The organism is Floridaenema flaviceps BLCC-F50 (genome assembly GCF_041929275.2).
GTDB classification, from domain to species: Bacteria; Cyanobacteriota; Cyanobacteriia; order Cyanobacteriales; family Aerosakkonemataceae; genus Floridanema; species Floridanema flaviceps.
Window position 1 is genome coordinate 114,308 of record NZ_JBHFNR020000001.1, and the last position, 22,515, is coordinate 136,822.

Genomic DNA, 22,515 nt, shown 5'->3' on the forward strand with positions numbered 1-22,515 from the left:
CACCATCCCACTATTTGTAGGGTGCGTTAGCCACAGCGTAACGCACCATCCCACTATTTGTAGGGTGCGTTAGCCACAGCGTAACGCACCATCCCTATTTGTAGGGTGCGTTAGCCACAGCGTAACGCACCTTAAAGATGATTACTCTTATGCTTGTGATGTGGGAGAATTAGAAACAGAAACATCCTCCTTGGGAGAGAAAAATGCCTGTTTTATCCAAGTAGTAAAAATGTGAGAAAGTAATCCTAAAGGGCCAGCAAATAAACAAAGTAAAATAGAATGAGTGGTGAAAATGCCTGTCTTTTGTCCTTCCCAATAAATCCACCTACCCACAAACAAATCCATCACTAAAAAGTGAGTCCATCCAGTTGCAGCTGCTTTTTGGTCGCCAAAAAAGCGGGCAATATCTGCTAATTGAGGATTCGCTAATGCTTGAGCCGATTCTGAAGTAATTGTACCTGTGAGTAAGTACAAATACAGTCCAGCTAACACTACAAACGGGATGTAAGATTCCATTACTCGCCTGGTAATACTCCAGTTCGGTAAGAGAATCATCAGTGCCCAAAAGGGTAAAACAAACAGGTTAGAGAGGCTAAAAAGTTGAGTCAGCATTAAAATAGAAAAAACTAGGTTTAACAATTCTTAATTATCTTACCTGGATTCCCAGGAAATTGCATCCTGAAAAATGACCCGGACGCAGGATGCCAATTGTTTTAAGATAGGTAAAGCTAGTTTTAGTTCTTAGTTGATTAACCAAGAGGTCAAAAACCAATAAATCAGCCGGAAGCTGATTTTAATGTTTTGTCACATCCCAAAGGAGACTGGCAAAGGAATGATTGTTATGTCTGTAATGAATTTAGTGATTTCCTTAACTTTAGGAATTGCTGCTTTTTGGGCTTATTCCCACTCGAAAGCAGAACCCCCGACTAAGGAGATTGTTTGTGCTTGCGCTGTGGTCATTCTTCTAGTCAGTTTTGTTTGGTTTGTAGTCAGTGCGCCCTGGTTTTTAAATCTTGCCCTATTGGTAGTTTTAATGGCTATTGGGAAATAGGGTCAGGATAATTTTTATAACAAAAAAAGAGGTGAATAAGCCCAAATTTGGGATTAATTTCACCTCTATTTAAAGGATTATTTAATTGTTAAATTTGGCTCTTTTGGTTGAGTAATTACTAAGTTAATTTGCTCTGTTGTTTCGGGATCGTCAATTCCCAAATGTTGCTCCAAAAGTGCTAAGTTGCGAATATTAGATTTATATACAGCATCGAATAAGTCACCTACTAAGGGTACAGTACCTACTGCCGCTTCTAATGCTACATTAAAGATCATTTTTCTCAAGATTTGTGGGGGAAGGTGGAAGCGAGCAGCTAAATAAATTAAATAAGCAGAAAAGGCGGTACTGACTAAATCTCCGGCACCTGGAACTAAACCAATAATGGGGTCTAATCCAAAACGAAAACCAATAATGGGGACGCGAAAAGCGCTATCCATTAAGTAGGTGAATTTGCGAATGCGGTTAAGGGTAGCAATACGTTTGACAGTGTTAGTGGTGTTCATGTTTTGATTTTGATGCGATCGCCTTAATTAATCTTCTACCCCCAGTAAGATCGAGTTTTTCCATCTTAGGGGGTATCACTGGCAAAGATAAATTAATGTTGCTACTTAGTTACTGGAAACTGCTTCCACATCTACAGTATTAGGAGCGGAATTCGACTGTTTTTCTTTGTTATTTTTCCGCGCTTCTAGTAACATTTGCGAAACTTCTGATACTAACAAGGTGGCAACTACAGTGTCATCAATCCAACCAACTATGGGGAATACATCAGGAGAAATATCCACAGGGCCAACTAAATATAACAATGTACCCAGAACTATTAACCAGCGATATTTAGAATTGCGAATAGTTTGACGATACCAGTTATATACGTTTTCTACGATAGTCTTTTTCATGGCTAGTTTTTTACTTGCTTTGCCCTTTGAGTTAACAAGATCATCTTCTCTAATCGGCAAAAGATTTACGAGTGAAAATTCCCGTTAATTTGGTAGTATAAATCCCATCCCGGAAAACCGAATACTATTGAAGGGTTTACCGAATGGATATAAAATTATTAATCAACTAACCTTGTCACCTATTAATGAAAAGCGAAATTGAAAGAATGCAAGCTGTGCAGTCACCAATTATTCCTGTGGTTGGTGAGTTAATTCGCAGTTCTCCGGGAACTATTTCTTTGGGGCAAGGTGTGGTATTTTATGCCCCACCACCGGAGGCGGCAGAACAAATTTCTCTATTTTTAGCCCAACCGCAAAATCATAAATACCAAGCTGTCGAAGGTATTAGTCCTTTGGTAGAGGCAATTGCTGCTAAATTGTCAGCAGAAAATCAAATTCAAATCGATCGGAATAATTGTATTGTGGTGACTGCGGGTAGCAATATGGGGTTTATGAATGCGATTTTGGCAATTGCTAATCCGGGGGATGAAATTATTTTGCAAACGCCTTATTATTTTAATCATGAAATGGCGATCGCAATGGCTAGCTGTCGTGCGGTATTAGTCAGAACTGATGAAAATTATCAGTTGCTTCCCGATGCGATTTCTTCAGCAATTACTGATAAAACTAAAGCAGTAGTCACAATTTCTCCCAATAACCCCACTGGCGCTGTTTATCCACAAGAAACCCTACAAGCAGTTAACGAAATTTGTCGCCAAAGGGGAATTTATCATATTAGCGACGAAGCTTACGAATATTTTACTTACAATGGAGTCAAGCACTTTTCTCCGGCAGCAATTCCCCAAAGTAGCGACTATACAATTTCCCTGTTTTCTCTTTCTAAAGCTTATGGTTTTGCTTCTTGGCGCATTGGGTATATGGTAATTCCCCAGCATTTATTAGTGCCAATAAGAAAGATTCAAGATACTATATTAATTTGTGCGCCAGTGATTTCTCAATACGCTGCTTTAGGCGCATTGCAAGCGGGAGTTAATTACTGTCAGGAAAAACTGAAAGCAATTACCGAAGTGCGCGAAATTGTGCTTAAGGAATTGCAAGCTATTTCAGAATTTTGTATAGTTCCCCAAGCTGATGGCGCGTTTTATTTCCTGCTAAAAGTGCAAACTGATATGGCTGCAATGGAATTAGTAGAAACTCTGATTCGTGAATATAAGGTAGCAGTAATTCCAGGGACAACTTTTGGCATAGATGATGGTTGTTATCTGCGTGTTGCTTATGGCGCATTGCAAGCAGAAACAGCGCAAGCAGGTATTAGTAGATTAGTGAAAGGTTTACAAAATATTTTGGCTTAAATTTAGGAGGAATTATGACTCAAGAACGATCGCTACCCAATTGGGAAGAATTATATCAAGAACAAGAGGTTGAGTCTATGCCTTGGTTTAATCCTAATTTAGACCCAGACATAGAAAAAACTTTAACTAAGTTAAATGTTACTACAGGAAATGCGTTAGATATTGGCACTGGCCCCGGTACGCAAGCAATAATTTTAGCAGAAAGGGGTTTTCAAGTTACTGCTACCGATCTTTCAGAGACAGCTATTCAGAAAGCCGCTGCTAAAGTGCAAGGAAGAGGATTAAATATTAACTGGCAACAGGATGATATTCTTAATAGTAAACTCCAAGGAGAGTTTGATTTAATTATCGATCGCGGTTGTTTCCACGTCTTACCGCCAGACAGTAGAGAAAATTACCTTAACGTGGTGTATAGTTTGCTGAAACCCCAAGGTTATCTGCTCTTAAAATGCTTTTGTTATTTAGAAACTAGGGAAGGTGGGCCATATAGATTTACACCAGAGGAGATCGGGGAAATTTTTAGTAGTAAATTACAAATAGTTTCTCTTGAGGAAACTGTTTATTTCGGTAATTTAGATCCTCATCCTTTAGCTTTATTTAGTGTTATGCGAAAATCTTGAGGATTAATGCGATCGGGCTTTGCTAGATAGCGAATTATGAATTTATGGGCAACTTAATTGATGATTTAGGTTGAGATTTGACTGGGGAAGGGCGATCGAGTTTTCTCAAGCTGTAATTGCCATTTTTGGGTGATAACTTCACCGATTAAACTGCTATATCAAACAATTAAAACAGCTTTGAAAACTCGTCAATCTTTGTTAGTTTACTTTCTCGGCTTAGGCTACAACTATTAAGTTACTTAACTTTACGCTATCTCACACAGCCATCCCACAATAGTACAAACCTAAGAACAGATTAACTCGCGAGACTCTTGCTTGACTTGACCAGACATAGCCGCAAATTGCAGTTTCATGAAAGCATCAAGGTCTTCGGAATCATACTTATTTTTTAACAAATGACGCAGCTGATTTTCTGCTGCCACACTAAGATAACCAGTTTTGAGAGCTTGTTGAACTACTTCACGAATCAGGTACATGATCAATCACCCATACAAATTATTGATTCAAAATAAATGCGGTAAAAACACTGAACTACAACAAGTCATCACGGGGAAAACAAGAGTTAAATTAGCGTAAAGCCTACAGTACTGGGCGTAACACTAAGCTCATTAGCTGAGCTAGCTACAGACTATATATTACTTAGTTTTGCCGATTGCTTTACATGGAAATCATGAATTTTTCATGAGCTTTTCATGAAGTTAATGTTAAGTCATGTTTAGTGAATCCGTTACTATACGGTTGTTAGTAATTATGTTAATGTTTATAATTGGAATGATAAAAAACGCTAAAGATTAACAGATGTTAAATAAACGTTAGTCTGCTTAATAATGTTATTTACATTAAAACAAGTGCAATCAGGGGAATTCATAGAAGCAGCCAATCATTGGAAGCTAGAGAAATTATATGTAGATCTTGCTTCAGCTAAAAACAAAGGGCTAACACCTGTGGAAAAGAAAATTCTTCGCGGGTTACTTTGTGGTTATAGTCCTGGAGAGATAGCAGATATTATTTATAAAACTTCTAGTAGTAGTTCAGTAAGAGTTTACCTTTCCAATGGTTTGTATAAATACATTGAAGTAATGTTATATTCCCAGACTAACCAACAGATAAAAATTAACCATTGGAGTCGGGTAACGAAACTTCTAGAAGAAGCTGGTTATAAATTAACTTCAAGTTTACCACAGCAAGTTGCGCCAACCTTTATTGAGAAAAGTCATCACTCTGAAATTAGACAAAGTTTTGATTGGGGAGAAGCAGTTGATGTCAGTATCTTTTATGGAAGAGAGAAAGAATTAGTTCAATTAGAAAATTGGATTATTAGAGATCGTTGTCGCTTAGTGTCGCTGCTAGGTATGGGTGGAATTGGTAAAACCACTTTATCGGTAAAATTAGCAGCACAGGTACAAGATAATTTTAAGTATTTGATTTGGCGATCGCTACATCACACACCACCACTAGCAGAACTTTTAGCCAATTTGCTGCAATTCTTAGCCCAAGAGCAAGACAGTGAATTCATTTTAGCAGCAACTATTCACCAGAGAACTAACCAATTATTAGAGTTTTTCCGTAAATCCCGTTGTTTGTTAGTATTAGACAACGTTGATACCTTGTTGCAACCCCATACTTACACAGGAAATTTTCGCCCGGAATACGAAGATTATCGAGAATTTTTTCAGCGCCTTGGCGAAGTATTGCATCAAAGTTGCTTGGTGTTAACTAGTCGAGAAAAGCTGAAAGAAGTAACGGCTATTGAAGGCGTAAATTTACCTGTGCGATCGCTACAATTAAAAGGATTAACTGAAGTAGATTGCCAAGAAATAATTAAAGCTAAAGGAGTAACTTGTTCTGAATATGAATGGCGCTTATTAGTTAACCGCTATGCAGGTAATCCTTTGGCGTTAAAAATTGTCTTAACCACAATTTTGGAATTGTTTGATGGTAATGTTTCTCAGTTTTTAAAGCACAATCTTTTGGTGTTTGGAGGAGTGCGAGAGTTGATAGAAGAACAGTTAAGGCGGATTTCCGAAGCTGAAAAGCAAGTATTGTACTGGTTAGCCGTTAAACAAGATATTTTACTGTTAACACAAACGGCAGAAGAAGATCTGCCACCAGGAATGACTAAAGGGGAGTTATGGGAAACGCTAGAATCCTTGGTTAGGCGATCGCTAATCTACAAACATAGTACTACTTTCAAACTGCTCCCCATATTTAAAGAATATCTCAATCAACAACTGAGCAAACAAAATAGCCAAAAGACAGAGGTCATTCCCAACCCAAATCCAGGTAAACTAAGTAGCAGTCCTAAAGTAACTGAAGCTTAGAATCTCAACGAGTGAACAATATTCTCAAAGACATAAGTATTTTTTTAATTGGCATGATGGGTGCTGGGAAAACCACTGTAGGACACTTACTAGCCAAGGAACTAGGTTACAGCCGTTTTTTTGACACCGACAGTTTAATCGAACAGTTAGCCAAAGGTCAAACCATTAACGAAATTTTTACAACCGTTGGTGAAGAAACCTTCCGGGAATGGGAAACTCAAGTTTTAGCAGAACTCTCCACCTACAAAAGAACCGTAATTTCCACAGGTGGGGGTATAGTGCTGCGACAAAAAAACTGGAGTTATTTGCGGCATGGCTTGATCGTCTGGTTAGATGTGTCAGTAGAATTACTGATAGAGCGCCTGACAGAGGACAAGACCCGACCCCTGTTAAAGGATGCTGACCTTAAGAAAAAGCTGCAAACTCTTCTAGAACAAAGACAGTCACTTTATAATCAAGCCGACTTACGTATTACAGTCCAACCCCAAGAAACACCCGAACAAGTAACAAAACGGATCTTAGAAGCAATTCCCTCGGTCTTAAAACCACCAGCCATTCCGCCCTCCTATTTTAATTGATGAAAAAACTAGAAACTGTCGCAATTGACATATTTTTGGCAGTACAAACTCAACTAAACTGCATCTAAAACCTTTTAGGATGACAAAACAAGCTCATGGTTAAAGAACTCGATTACACTCAAACTCATGATGACGCGACTCGCGTGCGAGTACTCAGCGAAGCATTACCTTATATTCAACAATTTGCTGGACGCACTGTAGTCATTAAATACGGTGGCGCAGCCATGAAAGACAGTTCGCTCAAAGATAAAGTAATGCGCGATATTGTCTTTTTATCCTGTGTCGGCTTGCGTTTAGTCGTGGTGCATGGAGGAGGGCCAGAAATTAATTCTTGGTTAGATAAACTAGGAATAGAACCACAATTTAAAAATGGTCTGCGAGTTACAGATGCACCCACAATGGAAGTTGTGGAAATGGTTTTGGTGGGTAAGGTAAATAAAGAAATTGTCACTTTAATTAATCAAGCTGGCGGTTTAGCAATTGGTTTGTGTGGCAAAGATGGTAATTTAATCAAAGCACGTCCTGAAGGTCAAGAAGGAATTGGCTTTGTGGGAGAAGTTAGTGCAGTGAATATTAACATCTTAGATTCCTTACTCAAAAGTGGATATATTCCGGTAGTTTCCAGTGTCGCTGCTGATGAAACTGGACAAGCTTACAATATCAATGCTGATACTGTAGCGGGAGAATTAGCAGCGGCTTTAGGCGCAGAAAAGTTAATCTTACTAACAGATACTCCGGGAATTTTAAGAGATTACAAAGACCCTTCTACCTTGATTGCCAAAATGGATATTCAAGAAGCAAGGTCTTTGATTACTTCTGGTGTAGTTGGTGGGGGAATGATTCCTAAAGTGAATTGTTGTGTGCGGAGTTTGGCTCAAGGTGTTCGCGCTACTCACATTGTAGATGGTCGGGTTCCCCATGCTCTCTTGTTAGAAATTCTCTCTGATGCGGGAATTGGTTCTATGATTGTTGCTTCTGAGTTTATGAATAACCGAAGTAAGTAATAGGAGTTAGCCAAAAAACCCGGTTTCCAGGCAAAATATTATGTTTAGATGAGCGCGGTTAATGCTCCCAACCGGGTTTTTTCTCCCCCGAAATGCTGATGAGCAGGAAACTGGAAAAGGTATACTTTTTTCAGGTTGGGGGATATTTAAATGTTGACAAAAAGTTAAGTTATGAGTGAAGAAACTGTAGAGATTATTAAGGAACAATACCTTGCTGGTAAGGCGGCGTTTGAACGTGGTCAATATCGCCAGTCGGTACAATGTTTGGAAAAGGCTAGTGCTTTGGTCGATCGCAATACCCGCTTTGGTGGCGAGGTGCAAATTTGGTTAGTTACTGCTTATGAAGCAGCCGATCAAAGGAAAGAAGCGATCGCTCTGTGCAAACAATTAGACCGTCATCCCAGTTACGAAATTCGTCAACAAAGTCGTCGCTTACTCTATATTTTAGAGGCTCCCCAACTGAATCGTCGCCCGGAATGGCTGACCCAAATTCCCGACCTGGGTGCGATCGCTGATAATGAAACTAAAACTCGTTTAGGTAAAGCTACGACTGGAGGAAAATCTCCCTCTCGTTCTCTTTCTGGTGCGGAACCTGTAGACTTAAGTCAGGTAAATACAAAAGATAATCGCTTTATTTGGGTAGCTTTGATTGGCGTTCTGTTAATATTGGGTAGCCTAGTTTGGTGGGGATTTTAAAGTTTTATCTTCAAAAGGAATAGGGAAAAAGTGAAGGATCAAAAACTAAAGAGAAAAAATAAGCTTCTGGGAATTTTGCCGTTGATTTTGTGTATTTTAACTTTCCTGACTGGCTGCGTGCAGTATGATGTGGGAGTTAATTTTTCTGGCGCTCATCAAGGTGAAATTGTCCAAAAGATTAAGTTAGGAGAACGGCTAAAAAGTTTCAGCAATGAAACAGTGGACGAGTGGTTAAATAGTATCGAAACTCGCGCCAAAAATTTAGAAGGAAAAGTAAAAAAGGTTTCTGACCAAGAATTAATTGTGACGATTCCTTTTTATAATGGCAAGGAATTAGAGGAAAAGTATAACAAATTTTTCAATCCCGTTGAGGAGCAAAAATCTCAAAATGTAGCTAATCAAGATGCAGATTTGCCAGCGTTTAAATCTGACTTGAAGTTAGAGCAAGGTAATTTTTTGTTTGGGATACGCAACCATTTGATTTATGATTTGGATTTGCGATCGCTTTCCCTAACCTCTGCCAATGGTAACATTGTAATTGACACAGGTTCCTTACTACAGTTAGAATTCCACCTGAATACTCCCGCAGTTGCACGAACTATTATTAAAGGCGAAAACGACCTAATTCCCCAAATCCAAGCCGAAGGAAAAGAGTTAACTTGGGAATTACAACCAGGAAAAGTTAATCATTTAGAAGCAATTTTTTGGCTTCCTAGTCCCTTGGGAATCGGGGCTTTTTTAATTGTTTTGTTGGTGCTAATCGGCAGATTTGTGAAATATCAAATATTAACTAATCCCGCCAAATCTCAACCACGCCAAATCAGGCAAACTTAACTTATTAAAACCTGTGAATAATTCTTGTTGTTATCTGCGGTTTCATTTATAGATTATTTATTAACCACAGATGAAACACAGATGAACGGCTCGACTGAGCGTTCGCCGAAGTCACAGATGGACACAGATGATGGGATTTGGATAGAAGTCAGAGGGGTATTGACTGCTCCTCAATTCTTGTCTAAATTTTCTTAAACTTGCTCATTCACTCAGCTATAACCGACAAATGAGCAAGTTTAATCTAAACAGGAAACTAACAGAGCGGTACAAACAAACGATTAATTCATTAGCTTTTTAAATAGCTCAAACTGAGAATCAAATTATTATTTAAATTATTTAAATGTCGGGATTAAATATGTTAAAATAACCCAAATAAATATTGAGTAATTGCTGAAATGCTTCAAGGTTTTAAGACAAAGCTCAACCTAAATAACCAGCAAAAAACATTAGCTGCCAAACACGCTGGTGTTTCTCGTCATGCTTGGAACTGGGGTTTAAATGTTTGTCTGAAAGCAAAAGAGGCCAAAGAAAAGCGACCAACTGCTATAGACTTACATAAGCGATTAGTTGCAGAAGTTAAATCAGTCAATCCTTGGTATTATGAAGTTTCCAAATGCGCTCCTCAACAAGCGTTAAGATATTTAGATGCAGCGTTTAAACGTTGTTTTAAAGTACCAGGAACTCGTCTACCTAAATTTAAAAAGAAAAACGTCAAAGATAGTTTCTACCTAGAAGGAAATATTAGGATTTCAGGCAATCAGATCAAAATCCCTTTATTTGGCTGGGTTAAATGTTATGAAATCCTCCCAACAGTTCAACCAAAAAATGTCACAATTTCAAAAAAGGCAAATGATTGGTATATCAGTTTTAAATACGAGTTAGAGAGATCGCCAACTCGCCATACGAGAAAGCGGATCGGAGTTGACGTAGGAATTAATGCTCTGGCTACTTGTTCCGATGGGACAGTTTTTCCTAACCGGAAAGCTTATCGAAAGCTGAAAAGAAAGTTAGCGCACCTGCAACGGTCTTTGTGTCGTAAGCAACTCGGTTCAAAAAACCGAGCTAAAGCTAACCTAAAAGTAGCTCTCTTACACAGAAAGATTGCCAACATCAGACAAGACGCGCTGCATAAATTAACGACTTGGTTAGCCAAGAACCACAGCGAAATAGTTATCGAAGATTTAAATATCTCCGGTATGCTCAAAAACCATCGTTTAGCAAGTGCGATTGCTGATTGCGGATTTTATGAATTCAAAAGGCAGCTGGAATATAAAGCTAGTTGGTATGGTTCAAAAGTAATTAAAGTTGATAGGTTTTACCCAAGCTCGCAAATTTGTAGCTGTTGTCATCACCGTCAAAAAATGCCACTCTCAAAAAGAACTTTTCAGTGTGGCAATTGTGGAATAGAGTTAGATAGAGATTTAAATGCCAGTATTAATTTAGAAAATTGGCATCCCTTAATTGAATTTCAAAGAACCGTGAGCTCAACGGGGATTGCTTGTGGAGAGTTAAGTAAACTTAATGGTTCAACTGTTAAGGATTCGTCGGATGCAAGAAGAAAACATTGAATAAACTTTGTTTCCAGCTTCGTTCTGTGACCAAAGTAAGTTTGAGTAAGTTTTTCGGAGCGGAAGGGTAAAATCTTTCCCTTTAACCTTTGAGGTTGTGTAGCCAAAATTTGTTTTCTGTCATGAATTGTTTACTTTTGCGGCTCTCCGTGCTTAAAAAGCATGAAAGATAACGCCAGATATGGTAATCTCAAACGGTGACTTGTGCCAGCATAAGGAGCAGGAATGTCTCATATCAATTCTCTAAAATGCTGCAAATCAATCTCCGCGTCTGGAGTTTCGCCGCGTCGCCGCGTCAATCATCTGTAGCCAACTTAAGGAGAAATGATATTAGACGGTAGGATTAGCCGAAGTAAAAGATGTCACAAATAGCAGTGGACGACTTAAAATACAAGATTATTTTCAAACCAGCTTTCCCCAAGTAGGGACGGTTTCATGGACATTTCTATTTCCTTAGCGACTTCTGTATAGACAGTTCCTACATCAACCCCCTTGCTTCTTTTGTGCTGGTAATGTCTACTAAAAGACGCATGAAACAGATTTTGAGGAGTTAAGAAATTGAAAAAAATTGAAGCGATTATTAGACCATTCAAACTTGATGAAGTCAAGATAGCCTTAGTTAATGCAGGTATTGTCGGGATGACAGTTTCCGAGGTGCGTGGTTTTGGTCGCCAGAAGGGACAAACTGAACGCTATCGCGGTTCTGAATATACTGTGGAATTTCTCCAAAAACTAAAAGTAGAGGTTGTGATTGAAGACGATCAAGTTGACTTAGTAGTGGAAAAAATCATCGCCTCTGCTAGAACCGGAGAAATTGGCGATGGCAAAATTTTCATCTCGCCTGTGGAACAAGTAATTCGGATTCGTACAGGCGAAAAGAATACAGAAGCAATCTAATAATTTTAGATTTTAGATTTTGGATTTTAGATTTGGGATGACTTACCTATTTAGAATCCAAAATCTAATTTTTGTAATTTGGGTAATAAGACTTGAAATGCTTTTCCGCGATGACTCACAGATTTTTTTAATTCGGGAGTCATTTCTGCAAAGGTCATTTGTTGTTCTGGAACATAGAAAACGGGATCGTAACCAAAACCATTATTACCTCGCGGAGAATGCAATATTTCTCCAGGACAAATTCCCTCGGTTTGTAAAGCGATCGAACCATCAGGACGTGCGATCGCAATTGCACAAACAAACCTCGCTTCTCGATTCAATTCGTTACCCAATTCAAACAGTAATCTTTCTATCCGATTGCGATCGCTATGACCATAACGCGCCGAATAAATTCCCGGTGCTCCTTCTAAAGCTTCTACTTCTAAACCGGAATCATCTGCGATCGCCCATTGTCCCATTGCTGCTGCCACTTGAGATGCTTTCAGACAAGCATTTTCGCTAAAAGTTTCGCCTGTTTCTTCAATTTCTAATTCGTCCGGTTTAAGTTGCAATTCTAAATCTAAATCTGTTAAGTAATCTTGGATTTCTAACAACTTACCGGGATTACTTGTAGCAACTACTAATATTTTTTTCATTGGTTGTTTGTCATTAGTTATTTGTCTTATGTCATTGGTCATTAGTTGTTTGTCTTATGTCATTGGTCATTAGTCATTGGTTATTGGTTATTAAATTAACTAATCACAAATGACTAATGACTACTCACAAATGACTAAACAGAATTTGCCCAATCATTCGCCCAATTTAACCTTTTATGCACCTCATCAAGGTTGGCAGCTTCGCAATATAAACGCAACACTGGTTCCGTACCACTAAAGCGAATCATCAGCCAACTACCATCAGCTAAACGGAATTTATAACCATCAATTGTGTTGCAATCAACTACTGATTGTCCAGCAATTTCATTCAGGGGTTGACTTTGTAATTGTTCTAAAAGTCGCGCCCTTACATCCATGCTAGCCAAAGGCAAATCTATGCGATCGTAATCAGAACTAAAGTTAGTTATTTCCTGCAAATTTCTGTACAATTGACTTAAATCTTTGCCCGATTCCACAACTGCTTCTAGCACATACAAAGCCGACAATAAAGCATCTCTTTCGGGAATATGAGTGCCATAACCAATACCGCCAGACTCTTCTCCACCGAGTAAAACTGAGGATTCTAGCATTCGATCGGCAATATATTTATAACCAACAGCAGTTTCAAATACTGATAGTTGATGATGTGCTGCTACCTTGGGAATTAGATCGGAACCACTGACAGTTTTTACCACTTCGCCAGTCATGCCTCTTTTAGTTGCCAAGTGTTCAATTAAAATGGGAATTAACACTTGAGAACTTAAAAAATTACCTTGTCCATCGACAGCAGCAACGCGATCGCTATCTCCATCAAACACTAAACCAACTGACAAACTATCAGGATTGTTTGCTCTATATTCTTTCATTACCCCGAAAAGTTTGCCCAAATATTTTGGTAAAGGTTCTGGCGCACCGCCTTCAAATAACGGATCGCGATCGCTATTAATTTCGTTAATAGGTATACCCAAAATTTGCTCAAATCCTGTTGCTGCTGCACCGTGCATTACATCAGCAAATACTGTTAGTTTACCTTCTTTAATCGCCTGACGAATTTCCTCAATATTTACCTTAGCTCGTAATCCTTCGCAATAGCTAGGCCAGGGATTAAACATTTCTAATTTCCCTGGTTCTGCTGCTGGTGTCAATTTCTCATCTAACTTTGCTTCTATTTGCTTAGTTACTTCTGGAGAAACCGAACCCCCAAAAGCACCCTTGACTTTTAAACCTAAATAGCTGCCAGGATTATGGCTAGCTGTAATCACAATAGCACCCAAAGCATTAAGTTTTTTCGCTGCCCAACTAAAAGCGGGAGTAGGAGCAAAAGTTTCTGTCAACAAAACATCAAAACCAACGGCGCGAATCGCCTCTGCTGCTGTACGGGCAAAGGTTTCTGCCATAAAACGGCGATCGTGACCGACGATCACCGTGCGACTGTTGGTAGTATCACCATATTCTTTAGCTAAGACTTGAGCCGCGATCGGTGCTACCAAAGCTACGCGCTCAAAAGTAAAATCTGCTGCTATTACACCTCGCCAACCATCTGTTCCAAATTTAATTGGATTAACAGTAATTGGCACAAAGGAAGAGTGATCCGTCATTAAAATTGCCTCGCTTACGATTGAGACGCTCACTTTTAAATTTTATCGGCTATCGGTCTAAAGCGGGACATTGTGGTGAAGTAAGGCAACAGGGAAAGTTCTTAGCTTCATCTTTTGAGTTTTGAGTAGGGACAATTCATGAATTGTCCGTACAGGGAGAAACTTTTAAGTTAATTAACTTCCCCTTCTCCCAAGTTCTCCCAAGAGTCCCCCCTGCTCCGAGAGTCCCCCTCCCCTGAAGTCTTCTTAAGTTTGGGGTAAATTAGGAATTTCAATAACAAATTCTGTACCTTCTCCTAATGTAGATTGATAAGTCAATTTACCTTTATGTTTTTCCACTACAATTTGATAACTAGTTAATAATCCTAAACCGCTACCTTTGCCTACTGGCTTAGTTGTAAAAAATGGATCGAACAAATGTTCTCTGACATCTTCAGGAATTCCTGTACCATTATCTTTAATTTTAATAATAGCAGTTTGCCGATCGGTTAATTCTGTAGCAATCCAGATTGTCGGTGTAATCGATGTATTATCGGCTGACTGCAATTTAGATTCTAGAGCATCGATCGCATTATTTAAAATATTCAAAAATACTTGATTCATCAGACTAGCATAACAATTAATCGCTGGTAATTGCCCATAATTTTTTTCTACTTTAATTTCCTGGTTTTGTCCTTCTAGTCTCAGCCTTTGCTGTAACAATACTAAAGTGCTATCAATTCCTTGATGCAAATTTACAGGTTTAATATCAGATTCATTCAAACGAGAGAAAATTCGTAATGCTAAATTAATTGTCGAAATTCGTTCGGCTCCCGTTTGCATAGAATCCAGAACTTTTTCCACATCTTTAATTAGAAATTCTAGGTCAATTTCTTCTAGCGCTGCTTCTATAACCGGAGTTGGTTGCGGATACTCTTGTTGATAAATATTAATTAAGTTTAGTAAATCTTGGACATATCGACGAGCAAATTCAATATTCCCAGCAATAAACCCAATGGAATTATTAACTTCATGCGCCATACCAGCCGCTAGCTGACTTAAACTGAACATTTTTTCTTTTTGAATTATTTGCACTTGGGCAGTTTTTAGTTCGGCTAAAGTCTTTTGGAGTTGGTCATTTTGCGATCGCATCTGACTTTGCAAATTTTTAATAATTAACTGATGTTGAATTCGTGCCAAAACTTCTTCTATTTGAAAAGGCTTAGTAATATAATCTGCACAACCCAAATGAAAAGCTTTAACTTTATCAGTTACATCATCCAAAGCACTAATAAAAATTATCGGCACTGTCTTAGTTCTTTCATCATTCTTTAATTCCTGACAAACTTCATATCCACTCATCATCGGCATATTAATATCTAATAAAACCAAGTCAGGTAAAACAGTTCTAATTGCCGTCAAAGCCATTTTTCCACTAATCGCTTTCCGCACGCTATAACCTTGTTCTTGCAGCAGAGTGGATAAAAAACGAATATTATCTGGCGTATCATCCACAATCATAATATCCGCTTTCGAGGTAATTATTAGATTACTATTCATTACACTAACCAAAGGAGAAAAGACAAAAAACAGTTTTCAAACTCAGCGATTTGTTCAAAACTAACACAACTATGATTAGTATGTTATTTCCTTTATAATCTATTGGTTAAATAAAAGCTCAGTAAAATTACTTTTAATCCCTAGATAAAAGAATTAAAAAACCCCCAATATTGGGGGGGGAGAAAAGTTTGGTCAGCTTTAGTAAGCATCCTGTAACTCGTAAAAATCGGGAGAGACATAATCCTTACGTAAAGGCCAACCTACCCAATCTTCAGGCATTAACAACCGCTTCAAATTCGGGTGTCCTTCGTAAATAATCCCGTACATATCGTAGGTTTCGCGTTCTTGCCAATCGGCGCTTGCCCAAATCCAGTACACTGAGGGCACTGTAGGGTTTTCTCTCGGTAGAAATACCTTTAAGCGCACTTCCTCTGGACGATCGGCATCATCACTGAGTTTAATCAGATTGTAGAAACTGACCAACTCTTGTCCGGGGCCAACATCATAACCACCTTGACACTGAAGGTAGTTAAACCCGTAAGCATACAAAGCAGTAGCCAAGGGAATCAAGAAATCTGGTTCAACCTTTATGATTTCGATGCCACGAGGGTCTGGTTGTAAAGACTCATGTTCAAAACCATTTTCAGTTAACCAGCGAGAGACTTTACCCGCTTCTACCAGCGTCGAAGTTTCTGGTGCTTGAGATTCATCAGCCACGAGAAACCTCCTTTTCTGTTGCTAGGAGTGCTGGTGGTACAGGCATACCCATAGCTTCGGTCAATTCTTTTGGTGGATTGTAGCGAGTATCAGATTGGAGATACTTACCATCTAAGATCGCTGGCACAGCTTTCATTTTGTGAGTTGTGCTGTAGTAACGGTGAATTTGATTGAGTGCTGCCCGTTCCTGCATAGAGTTGTTGGCAATCTTCTTCCGCAGTTTGACGATTGCATCCATAATCGCCTCTGGACGGGGAGGACAGCCAGGGATATAAATATCCACAGGAATCAGTTTATCCACCCCACGCACTGCCGTCGGGGAGTCAACACTGAACATTCCGCCTGTAATGGTACAAGCACCCATAGCGATCACATACTTAGGTTCCGGCATTTGCTCGTACAACCGTACCAAAGCGGGAGCCATTTTCATGGTGATCGTGCCTGCGGTGATAATTAGATCGGCTTGACGAGGGGTAGCACGGGGAACTAGACCGAAGCGATCGAAATCAAACCGAGAACCAATCATCGCCGCAAACTCAATAAAGCAGCAAGCCGTACCAAACATTAAAGGCCAAAGACTCGAAAGCCTCGCCCAATTGTAAAGGTCATCAACCGTAGTTAAAATGACATTTTCCGAAAGTTCTTGAGTAACAGCAGTACGCTCAACCGGGTTGAGAATCTTTTCTTTTAGCTGTTGCTCAAAATTAGAATCTGTAGTTGTGAGATTTGAATTCATGACCATTCCAAGGCTCCTTTGCGCCATGCGTAAACCAGAGCAACGACTAAAATTGCGATAAAGATCAGTGCTTCAATAAAGGCTAAAAGACCCAAACGATTAAAGGCAACCGCCCAAGGGTAAAGAAAAACCGTCTCCACGTCAAAGACCACGAAGACCAAGGCAAACATATAGTAGCGAATGTTGAATTGAATCCAGGCTCCGCCAATTGGTTCCATCCCCGATTCATAAGTAGTGCGACGCTCTGGCCCACGACGGCTGGGGCGTAGTAATTTCGATGCAGTCAGAGCTAAAGCTGGGACTAGGCTGCAAATGATTAGGAAGCCCAGTAAGTATTCATAGCCGCTAAGAACAAACACAATTAGTTGTTACCACTTTGGCAAAAGGACATTTGTTACTTATTTTTACAGATAATTCGCTCTTCGGGATGCTTCTGCTTGCTTATGAAAACCATAAGTCATTGGTCATTAGTCATTGGTCATTGGTTGGCTAATGACCAATGACTAATGACCAATGACAGCTTCTTTCTCATTCTTCTGAGTCAGGAAGACATAATATGTCATAATCTGTAACAGATATTTTAAGATTTCCGCCTGCTTTTCTAATAATCCAAAGAGAGCAATGACTAACCAAGCTGTTGATCCGAACACATTGGATCGATATGAGTGTAATGCCTGCGGCTATGTTTATGAGCCGGAAAAAGGAGACGACAAGAACGATATTGCTGCGGGAACTCCCTTTGAGGAATTGCCAGCAAATTGGCGCTGTCCGGTTTGTGGGGTGCGGCAGTCTGCATTTCAAAATATTGGGCCAAAAGGAACTGCATCGGGATTTAAGTCTAATTATGGCTATGGCTTCGGTGTCAATACTCTTACACCCACACAAAAGAATCTGTTGATTTTTGGTGGCTTGGCACTGGGCTTTTTGTTTTTCCTGAGTCTGTATGGATTACAATGATTGAGTTTTGGCATTCATCGTGGGGCGAGCATTCTGGCAATAATTTGTTGGTTGTGAACCCAAAGATATTTGCCAGAATGCTGCGCCCCTAAGACATCCCCGATGCCGGAGGATAAAAAATTGGCTGATTTTTAGAAGATTAAAAGTTTGGCAGAAAAACTAGGCAAGACAAATTAGAGAAGATTGGGCAAAAATGCGATCGCTATTGAGAAGTTTGCGAAAATTAGGAGTGCTGCTAGCAGTTGTCCTCCTTTGTGTAGCTTGTAGTAAAGTACCCACTATCAGTGAAAATCCTTGGGAAATCATTAATTTACCCACAGACAGTAACCTGTCAGATGTGGCTTTTACAGGCGACAAAAATCACGGCTGGATAGTGGGAAGCAACACAACTTTGCTAGAAAGCACTGATGGCGGCGAAACTTGGCAACCGAAAGTTTTAGATTTAGGTGAGCAAAAGTACCGTTTCAATTCTGTGACTTTTTCTGACAAAGAAGGATGGATTGCTGGACAACCTTCACTGTTGCTACACACCACTGATGAGGGACAAACTTGGTCACGGATTACTTTAAGCGAAAAGCTCCCTGGTAATCCTAACACCGTACTTGCCCTTGGCCCAGACTCGGCGGAAATGACTACCGATGTCGGCGCAATCTACCGGACATCTGATGGCGGTAAAACCTGGAAAGCAATGGTGGAAGAAGCTGTCGGCGTAGTGCGGAATATTTCCCGTTCTGATGATGGTAAGTATGTAGCGGTTTCCTCACGAGGGAATTTTTACTCGACTTGGGAACCGGGACAAAATGCTTGGACACAGCATAACCGCAACAGTTCCCGTCGCGTGCAAAACATGGGTTTCACCAAGGATGGTAGATTGTGGATGTTAGCTCGTGGTGGTCAACTGCAATTTACTGACTCTAAAGATCCAGAAGTATGGTTAGATGCTGATTATCCAGAATTTTCCACAAGCTGGGGTTTGCTGGATGTAGCTTATCGTACTCCTGAAGAAGTTTGGGTAGCTGGCGGTAGCGGGAATTTACTTCGCAGCTTAGACGGTGGCAAAACTTGGGAAAAAGACCGTCAGGTGGAAAATGTGCCTTCTAATCTTTACCGAATCGTGTTTCTAAGTCCAGAGCAGGGATTTATTATCGGTCAGAATGGCACAGTGCTGAAATATAACCCGAATATTGTCGGTGCAGCTTAAACATTCTCAATGTTGGCTTGTGAGAGTGTTTAATATTTCGTATCATTTGTTTAAGATTCGATCTTGTTGTTGGAGGATGAAGAATGGCCGGGACTACTGGAGAGCGTCCGTTTTCGGACATTGTTACTAGTATTCGTTATTGGGTAATTCACAGCATCACTATTCCGATGTTGTTTATCGCTGGTTGGTTGTTTGTGAGCACTGGGTTAGCCTACGATGCTTTTGGCACCCCTCGTCCTGATGAGTACTATACTCAAACTCGTCAAGAATTGCCGATCATTAGCGATCGATATCAAGCAAAAGACCAAATTCAAGAGTTTTCTGGTAAGTAGTTTTTTAATCATTGGTTGCGAAATATGAATACTCCATCGAATCAACCCGTTTCTTATCCGATTTTTACTGTGAGATGGCTGGCTGTACATACACTGGCTGTACCTACAGTTTTCTTCCTGGGCGCGATCGCCGCTATGCAGTTCATTCAACGCTAGGAAAAAATTATGCCGACTCGTAACCCGAACCCCAATAATCAACCCGTTGAGTTAAACCGGACTTCTCTTTATTTAGGTTTACTCTTGATTTTCGTTCTCGGTTTGTTGTTTTCCAGTTACTTCTTTAACTAACTGGTTTTCAGTGATATTCTGTTGCAGGAATTAAAAAGTTGTTGTTGTTTCAACAGGAGGTAATGCTGTGTCTCAGAGTGGAAGAATTCCTTTGTGGATCGTTGCTACTGTAGCAGGTTTAGGCGTAATCGGCGTTGTCGGCATTTTCTTTTATGGCGCATACGCTGGTTTAGGTTCTTCTCTGTAAGAATTGTCTGAGTTTAAGTTTTTAGAAAAAAACCGCTTTTCCTAAATATTAGGTAAGCGGTTTTTCAATTTTTTTGGGATTAGGGATTAGGGACTGGGGACTGGGGACTGGGGAAGTTTGGAGTTTGGAGTTTGGAGTTTGGAGTTTGGAGTTTGGAGTTTGGAGTTTGGAGTTTGGAGTTTGGAGTTTGGAGTTTGGAGTTTGGAGTTTGGAGTTTTGAGTTTGGAGTTTGGAGTTTGGAGTTTTGAGTGAGGGAGAAAGTTCTGAATTTTAAGTTATCTCCCCTGCCCCTCTGCGCCTCTGCCCCTCTGCGCCTCTGCCCCTCTGCGCCTCTGCCCCTCTGCGCCTCTGCCCCTCTGCGCCTCTGCCCCTCTGCGCCTCTGCCCCTCTGCGCCTCTGCCCCTCTGCGCCTCTGCCCCTCTGCGCCTCTGCCCCTCTGCGCCTCTGCCCCTCTGCGCCTCTGCCCCTCTGCGCCTCTGCCCCTCTGCGCCTCTGCCCCTCTGCGCCTCTGCCCCTCTGCGCCTCTGCCCCTCTGCGCCTCTGCCCCTCTGCGCCTCTGCCCCTGTGCCCCTCTGCTACAAAGCATTCAAGTCATCGGAGAACTGCGGTAAGTCTGGGGGAACGACGCTGCGATTAACTTGGGCTTTGTGGCTTTCTTGTTTGGTGGCGATGTCGGAGGAAATTGCTTCAAAGCGAATTTCTAAGCAACCGAAGGGAACTGTCATTTGGAAAGAGGTTTCTAAGTTTCCCCAAGCGTCGAGATAAAAATCACCTAACCAGCGTGGGCCTTCTACTAGCGATCGCGTTTGCAAATCTACTATCCAAAACTTTACACCGAGTCTGGGTTGCCGCATTGGTACTTTGACGCGCACCCGAATTTGTTCTCCTGCGGTGAGTTCTCCTGCGGGTACTTCTAATTCTGGGGTTGGTAAAACTTCCGCTTCCGTTTCATCAGCAGTACTTTCCCCCAGGGAACTCAGACTATTTTCCGGTTTTGCTGGTGGGGGTGGGGGTTCTTCTACGACAAACTCCATTGCGGCTAATTCGGCATCTGGGCCTGTATAAATAGCAGCAGCCGGAGTTTCGGTTTCTTCTTCTATATCTTCAAAAAGCGGGTCTTTACTTAATTCGGTGGATAATTCTGCATCGGCGGCGATCGCATTTAGCCGCGACCAAAAACGCTCTTCTAATTTTAAAGATTGAAAAGCTGTATCAATATTAGCTGGTTCTGTTTCCGCTAAGTTTAGGTCTTCATCAGCAGTAACTCGATCGGAAATTTCCGCTGCTTCTGTGTCCGTTTCGGAATTAATACTTTCTTCTGTTAAACTTGTTGCTTCTGTTGATTCTGTTTCTGTTTCGGTTGTTTCCGAACTTGATTTAGTTGCTAACTCTGGTTCTGGTTCAGGATTGCCAAAATTACCGAAACTTGGCAATTCTATCTTTTTAATTGGGTTTCTGAGTAAGTCTGGTTGATAGAGTTGTGGTGGTAAAATTTGTTTGCCACCGGGTTGAAAAACTGGGAGATTAAGATTTGTTGGTGTAGTTGCTTGGTTATAGGTTGCCAAGTCTAAAGCTGCTGATTTAGATTGGTTTGAGGACAGTTCCAAGACTTCGGTTTCATGGAAATTATCTGCGATCGCACTCAATAAATCATCTAAATCGGCGGTAATACTAAAAGATCTACTTGCCAGAACTAAAGGAGAATCATTTGGGATTTCTGGCACATCATAAATAGTAACTTCACCTAATAGTAAATGAGTTTTACTCTGGTCAGGAATGTAAATGCTGCAAGCAAAAGTAAAAGGTATTTCCTGTGTTATTAATTGCTGCTGACGTTGGGCTAAAACTTGTCCACTTTGCGGATCGCGTAGCCGAATTCGCATTTCTCCTGTCAATGCTACTTTCGCCTCAGTGTCCTGATTTTCAATTGTATTTGGCAGTTCCAGATATCCTGCTAAAGTAATTGATTGTCCTGCACGCGCCACGTATGTTTCTTGCTTGAGGGTTAAGCGTAAGGGATAAGCGTCAGGAGTTGCTGATTTAACAGGAGAAACTGGGATTTTAGATTGATGAGAAATGGTTAAATCTCCTATTCTCCCCTGTTCTCCTACTCCCGTAATACCCGGTTTTGCTGAATCTGGCTGAGGATCTGGGGGCAAAACCTTTATTTGTAGGGTTTTTTGCCAAGGTTCTCCCATTAAATCTTCAAACAAATCTGGCAGACAGCGAAACTCCCAAATTCCGGGGGCGAGATCGGTGAAAGGAATCAGCACCATTAACCCTTCGGAGTTGATGCGACGCGATCGCTTTTGTAACCTACGTTTAGGCGGGTTTTCGTGGATTGAGTGGTGAATGATGCGAATGTCTATGTCGGTGTCTGCACGGTTGGAACGCACTACGAGACGATACCTGCCTTGAGGAAGTTCAACTTCCGGTGATTTCAGGGATTGCCAAGAGCGATCGTTTTCTTTTTGGATCAGAAATTCCCAGTATTCCATCGGTAGCCGG

27 protein-coding genes are annotated in these 22,515 nt (G+C 40.5%); 16 read left to right on the forward strand and 11 right to left on the reverse strand.

Annotated features, from left to right (window positions below):
• Positions 1 to 147: 147 nt before the first annotated feature.
• Positions 148 to 612, reverse strand: coding sequence for an ABA4-like family protein (locus ACE1CI_RS00490; protein WP_413264940.1), 465 nt, complete (start codon positions 610 to 612; stop codon positions 148 to 150).
• Between the two features lie 229 nt (positions 613 to 841).
• Here ACE1CI_RS00490 and ACE1CI_RS00495 point away from each other — a divergent pair, with 229 nt between their 5' ends.
• Complete coding sequence (locus tag ACE1CI_RS00495; RefSeq protein WP_413264941.1) at positions 842 to 1,051, forward strand: hypothetical protein; 210 nt, start codon at positions 842 to 844, stop codon at positions 1,049 to 1,051.
• A gap of 77 nt (positions 1,052 to 1,128) precedes the next feature.
• On the opposite strand, the gene ACE1CI_RS00500 is transcribed toward ACE1CI_RS00495, so the two are convergent.
• Both ACE1CI_RS00500 and ACE1CI_RS00505 read right to left on the reverse strand, forming a co-directional pair.
• Positions 1,129 to 1,554: a DUF4112 domain-containing protein gene (locus tag ACE1CI_RS00500; RefSeq protein ID WP_413264942.1), complete on the reverse strand. Its 426-nt coding sequence runs from the start codon at positions 1,552 to 1,554 to the stop codon at positions 1,129 to 1,131.
• 105 nt (positions 1,555 to 1,659) lie between these two features.
• A complete protein-coding gene (locus tag ACE1CI_RS00505; RefSeq protein WP_413264943.1) occupies positions 1,660 to 1,947 on the reverse strand; it encodes a YkvA family protein in 288 nt (95 codons plus the stop codon).
• Positions 1,948 to 2,132: 185 nt separating this feature from the next.
• Between ACE1CI_RS00505 and ACE1CI_RS00510 the strand changes: the two genes are divergently transcribed.
• Complete coding sequence (locus ACE1CI_RS00510; RefSeq protein ID WP_413264944.1) at positions 2,133 to 3,299, forward strand: pyridoxal phosphate-dependent aminotransferase; 1,167 nt, start codon at positions 2,133 to 2,135, stop codon at positions 3,297 to 3,299.
• 14 nt (positions 3,300 to 3,313) lie between these two features.
• The gene (locus ACE1CI_RS00515) at positions 3,314 to 3,919 is read left to right on the forward strand and encodes a class I SAM-dependent methyltransferase (RefSeq protein WP_413264945.1); all 606 of its coding nucleotides are present in this window, start codon (positions 3,314 to 3,316) and stop codon (positions 3,917 to 3,919) included.
• Between the two features lie 284 nt (positions 3,920 to 4,203).
• Here ACE1CI_RS00515 and ACE1CI_RS00520 read toward each other — a convergent pair whose 3' ends face one another.
• Positions 4,204 to 4,395, reverse strand: coding sequence for a hypothetical protein (locus ACE1CI_RS00520; RefSeq protein ID WP_413264946.1), 192 nt, complete (start codon positions 4,393 to 4,395; stop codon positions 4,204 to 4,206).
• Positions 4,396 to 4,746: 351 nt separating this feature from the next.
• On the opposite strand from ACE1CI_RS00520, the gene ACE1CI_RS00525 reads away from it, so the two are divergent.
• From ACE1CI_RS00525 to ACE1CI_RS00555, 7 genes are all read left to right on the forward strand, one after another.
• Positions 4,747 to 6,240, forward strand: coding sequence for an NB-ARC domain-containing protein (locus ACE1CI_RS00525; RefSeq protein WP_413264947.1), 1,494 nt, complete (start codon positions 4,747 to 4,749; stop codon positions 6,238 to 6,240).
• A gap of 11 nt (positions 6,241 to 6,251) precedes the next feature.
• The gene (locus tag ACE1CI_RS00530) at positions 6,252 to 6,818 is read left to right on the forward strand and encodes a shikimate kinase (RefSeq protein WP_413264948.1); all 567 of its coding nucleotides are present in this window, start codon (positions 6,252 to 6,254) and stop codon (positions 6,816 to 6,818) included.
• Positions 6,819 to 6,913: 95 nt separating this feature from the next.
• Complete coding sequence (gene argB, locus ACE1CI_RS00535; protein ID WP_413264949.1) at positions 6,914 to 7,822, forward strand: acetylglutamate kinase; 909 nt, start codon at positions 6,914 to 6,916, stop codon at positions 7,820 to 7,822.
• Between the two features lie 171 nt (positions 7,823 to 7,993).
• On the forward strand, positions 7,994 to 8,518 hold the full coding sequence (locus ACE1CI_RS00540; protein ID WP_413264950.1) for a hypothetical protein: 525 nt from the start codon (positions 7,994 to 7,996) through the stop codon (positions 8,516 to 8,518).
• A 30-nt stretch (positions 8,519 to 8,548) separates the two neighbouring features.
• Positions 8,549 to 9,352, forward strand: coding sequence for a DUF3153 domain-containing protein (locus ACE1CI_RS00545; protein ID WP_413264951.1), 804 nt, complete (start codon positions 8,549 to 8,551; stop codon positions 9,350 to 9,352).
• Positions 9,353 to 9,747: 395 nt separating this feature from the next.
• Positions 9,748 to 10,920, forward strand: coding sequence for an RNA-guided endonuclease TnpB family protein (locus ACE1CI_RS00550; RefSeq protein ID WP_496615171.1), 1,173 nt, complete (start codon positions 9,748 to 9,750; stop codon positions 10,918 to 10,920).
• Positions 10,921 to 11,478: 558 nt separating this feature from the next.
• Positions 11,479 to 11,817 carry a P-II family nitrogen regulator gene (locus tag ACE1CI_RS00555; RefSeq protein ID WP_413262371.1) on the forward strand — a complete coding sequence of 113 codons (339 nt, stop codon included), beginning with the start codon at positions 11,479 to 11,481 and terminating at the stop codon, positions 11,815 to 11,817.
• Positions 11,818 to 11,867: 50 nt separating this feature from the next.
• Here the strand turns inward: ACE1CI_RS00555 and rdgB are convergent, their stop codons facing one another.
• From rdgB to ndhC, 6 genes are all read right to left on the reverse strand, one after another.
• Entirely contained in the window at positions 11,868 to 12,452 is a 585-nt protein-coding gene (gene rdgB / locus ACE1CI_RS00560; RefSeq protein ID WP_413262381.1) for an RdgB/HAM1 family non-canonical purine NTP pyrophosphatase, read from the reverse strand.
• 134 nt (positions 12,453 to 12,586) lie between these two features.
• Entirely contained in the window at positions 12,587 to 14,050 is a 1,464-nt protein-coding gene (locus ACE1CI_RS00565; RefSeq protein ID WP_413262372.1) for a phosphoglucomutase/phosphomannomutase family protein, read from the reverse strand.
• A gap of 246 nt (positions 14,051 to 14,296) precedes the next feature.
• Entirely contained in the window at positions 14,297 to 15,589 is a 1,293-nt protein-coding gene (locus ACE1CI_RS00570; RefSeq protein WP_413262373.1) for a hybrid sensor histidine kinase/response regulator, read from the reverse strand.
• Positions 15,590 to 15,787: 198 nt separating this feature from the next.
• Positions 15,788 to 16,306, reverse strand: coding sequence for an NAD(P)H-quinone oxidoreductase subunit J (locus tag ACE1CI_RS00575; protein WP_413262374.1), 519 nt, complete (start codon positions 16,304 to 16,306; stop codon positions 15,788 to 15,790).
• On the reverse strand, positions 16,299 to 17,042 hold the full coding sequence (locus ACE1CI_RS00580) for an NADH dehydrogenase subunit K (RefSeq protein WP_413262375.1): 744 nt from the start codon (positions 17,040 to 17,042) through the stop codon (positions 16,299 to 16,301). The genes ACE1CI_RS00575 and ACE1CI_RS00580 overlap by 8 nt, the downstream gene beginning before the upstream one ends.
• Positions 17,039 to 17,401 (reverse strand): photosynthetic/respiratory NAD(P)H-quinone oxidoreductase subunit C, encoded by a 363-nt coding sequence (ndhC, locus tag ACE1CI_RS00585; RefSeq protein ID WP_193981533.1) that lies wholly within the window; start codon positions 17,399 to 17,401, stop codon positions 17,039 to 17,041. The genes ACE1CI_RS00580 and ndhC overlap by 4 nt, the downstream gene beginning before the upstream one ends.
• A 262-nt stretch (positions 17,402 to 17,663) precedes the next feature.
• Between ndhC and ACE1CI_RS00590 the strand changes: the two genes are divergently transcribed.
• From ACE1CI_RS00590 to ACE1CI_RS00615, 6 genes are all read left to right on the forward strand, one after another.
• On the forward strand, positions 17,664 to 17,999 hold the full coding sequence (locus ACE1CI_RS00590) for a rubredoxin (protein WP_413262376.1): 336 nt from the start codon (positions 17,664 to 17,666) through the stop codon (positions 17,997 to 17,999).
• A 193-nt stretch (positions 18,000 to 18,192) separates the two neighbouring features.
• Positions 18,193 to 19,200 carry a photosynthesis system II assembly factor Ycf48 gene (locus ACE1CI_RS00595; protein ID WP_413262377.1) on the forward strand — a complete coding sequence of 336 codons (1,008 nt, stop codon included), beginning with the start codon at positions 18,193 to 18,195 and terminating at the stop codon, positions 19,198 to 19,200.
• Between the two features lie 83 nt (positions 19,201 to 19,283).
• Positions 19,284 to 19,532 carry a cytochrome b559 subunit alpha gene (psbE, locus tag ACE1CI_RS00600; protein ID WP_413262378.1) on the forward strand — a complete coding sequence of 83 codons (249 nt, stop codon included), beginning with the start codon at positions 19,284 to 19,286 and terminating at the stop codon, positions 19,530 to 19,532.
• 24 nt (positions 19,533 to 19,556) lie between these two features.
• Positions 19,557 to 19,688 carry a cytochrome b559 subunit beta gene (psbF, locus tag ACE1CI_RS00605; RefSeq protein WP_193980582.1) on the forward strand — a complete coding sequence of 44 codons (132 nt, stop codon included), beginning with the start codon at positions 19,557 to 19,559 and terminating at the stop codon, positions 19,686 to 19,688.
• Positions 19,689 to 19,697: 9 nt separating this feature from the next.
• Positions 19,698 to 19,820, forward strand: coding sequence for a photosystem II reaction center protein PsbL (gene psbL / locus ACE1CI_RS00610; RefSeq protein ID WP_413262379.1), 123 nt, complete (start codon positions 19,698 to 19,700; stop codon positions 19,818 to 19,820).
• A gap of 67 nt (positions 19,821 to 19,887) precedes the next feature.
• The gene (locus tag ACE1CI_RS00615; RefSeq protein ID WP_413262380.1) at positions 19,888 to 20,007 is read left to right on the forward strand and encodes a photosystem II reaction center protein J; all 120 of its coding nucleotides are present in this window, start codon (positions 19,888 to 19,890) and stop codon (positions 20,005 to 20,007) included.
• A 575-nt stretch (positions 20,008 to 20,582) separates the two neighbouring features.
• Here the strand turns inward: ACE1CI_RS00615 and ACE1CI_RS00620 are convergent.
• A complete protein-coding gene (locus tag ACE1CI_RS00620; protein WP_496615173.1) occupies positions 20,583 to 22,505 on the reverse strand; it encodes a hypothetical protein in 1,923 nt (640 codons plus the stop codon).
• Positions 22,506 to 22,515: the final 10 nt, after the last annotated feature.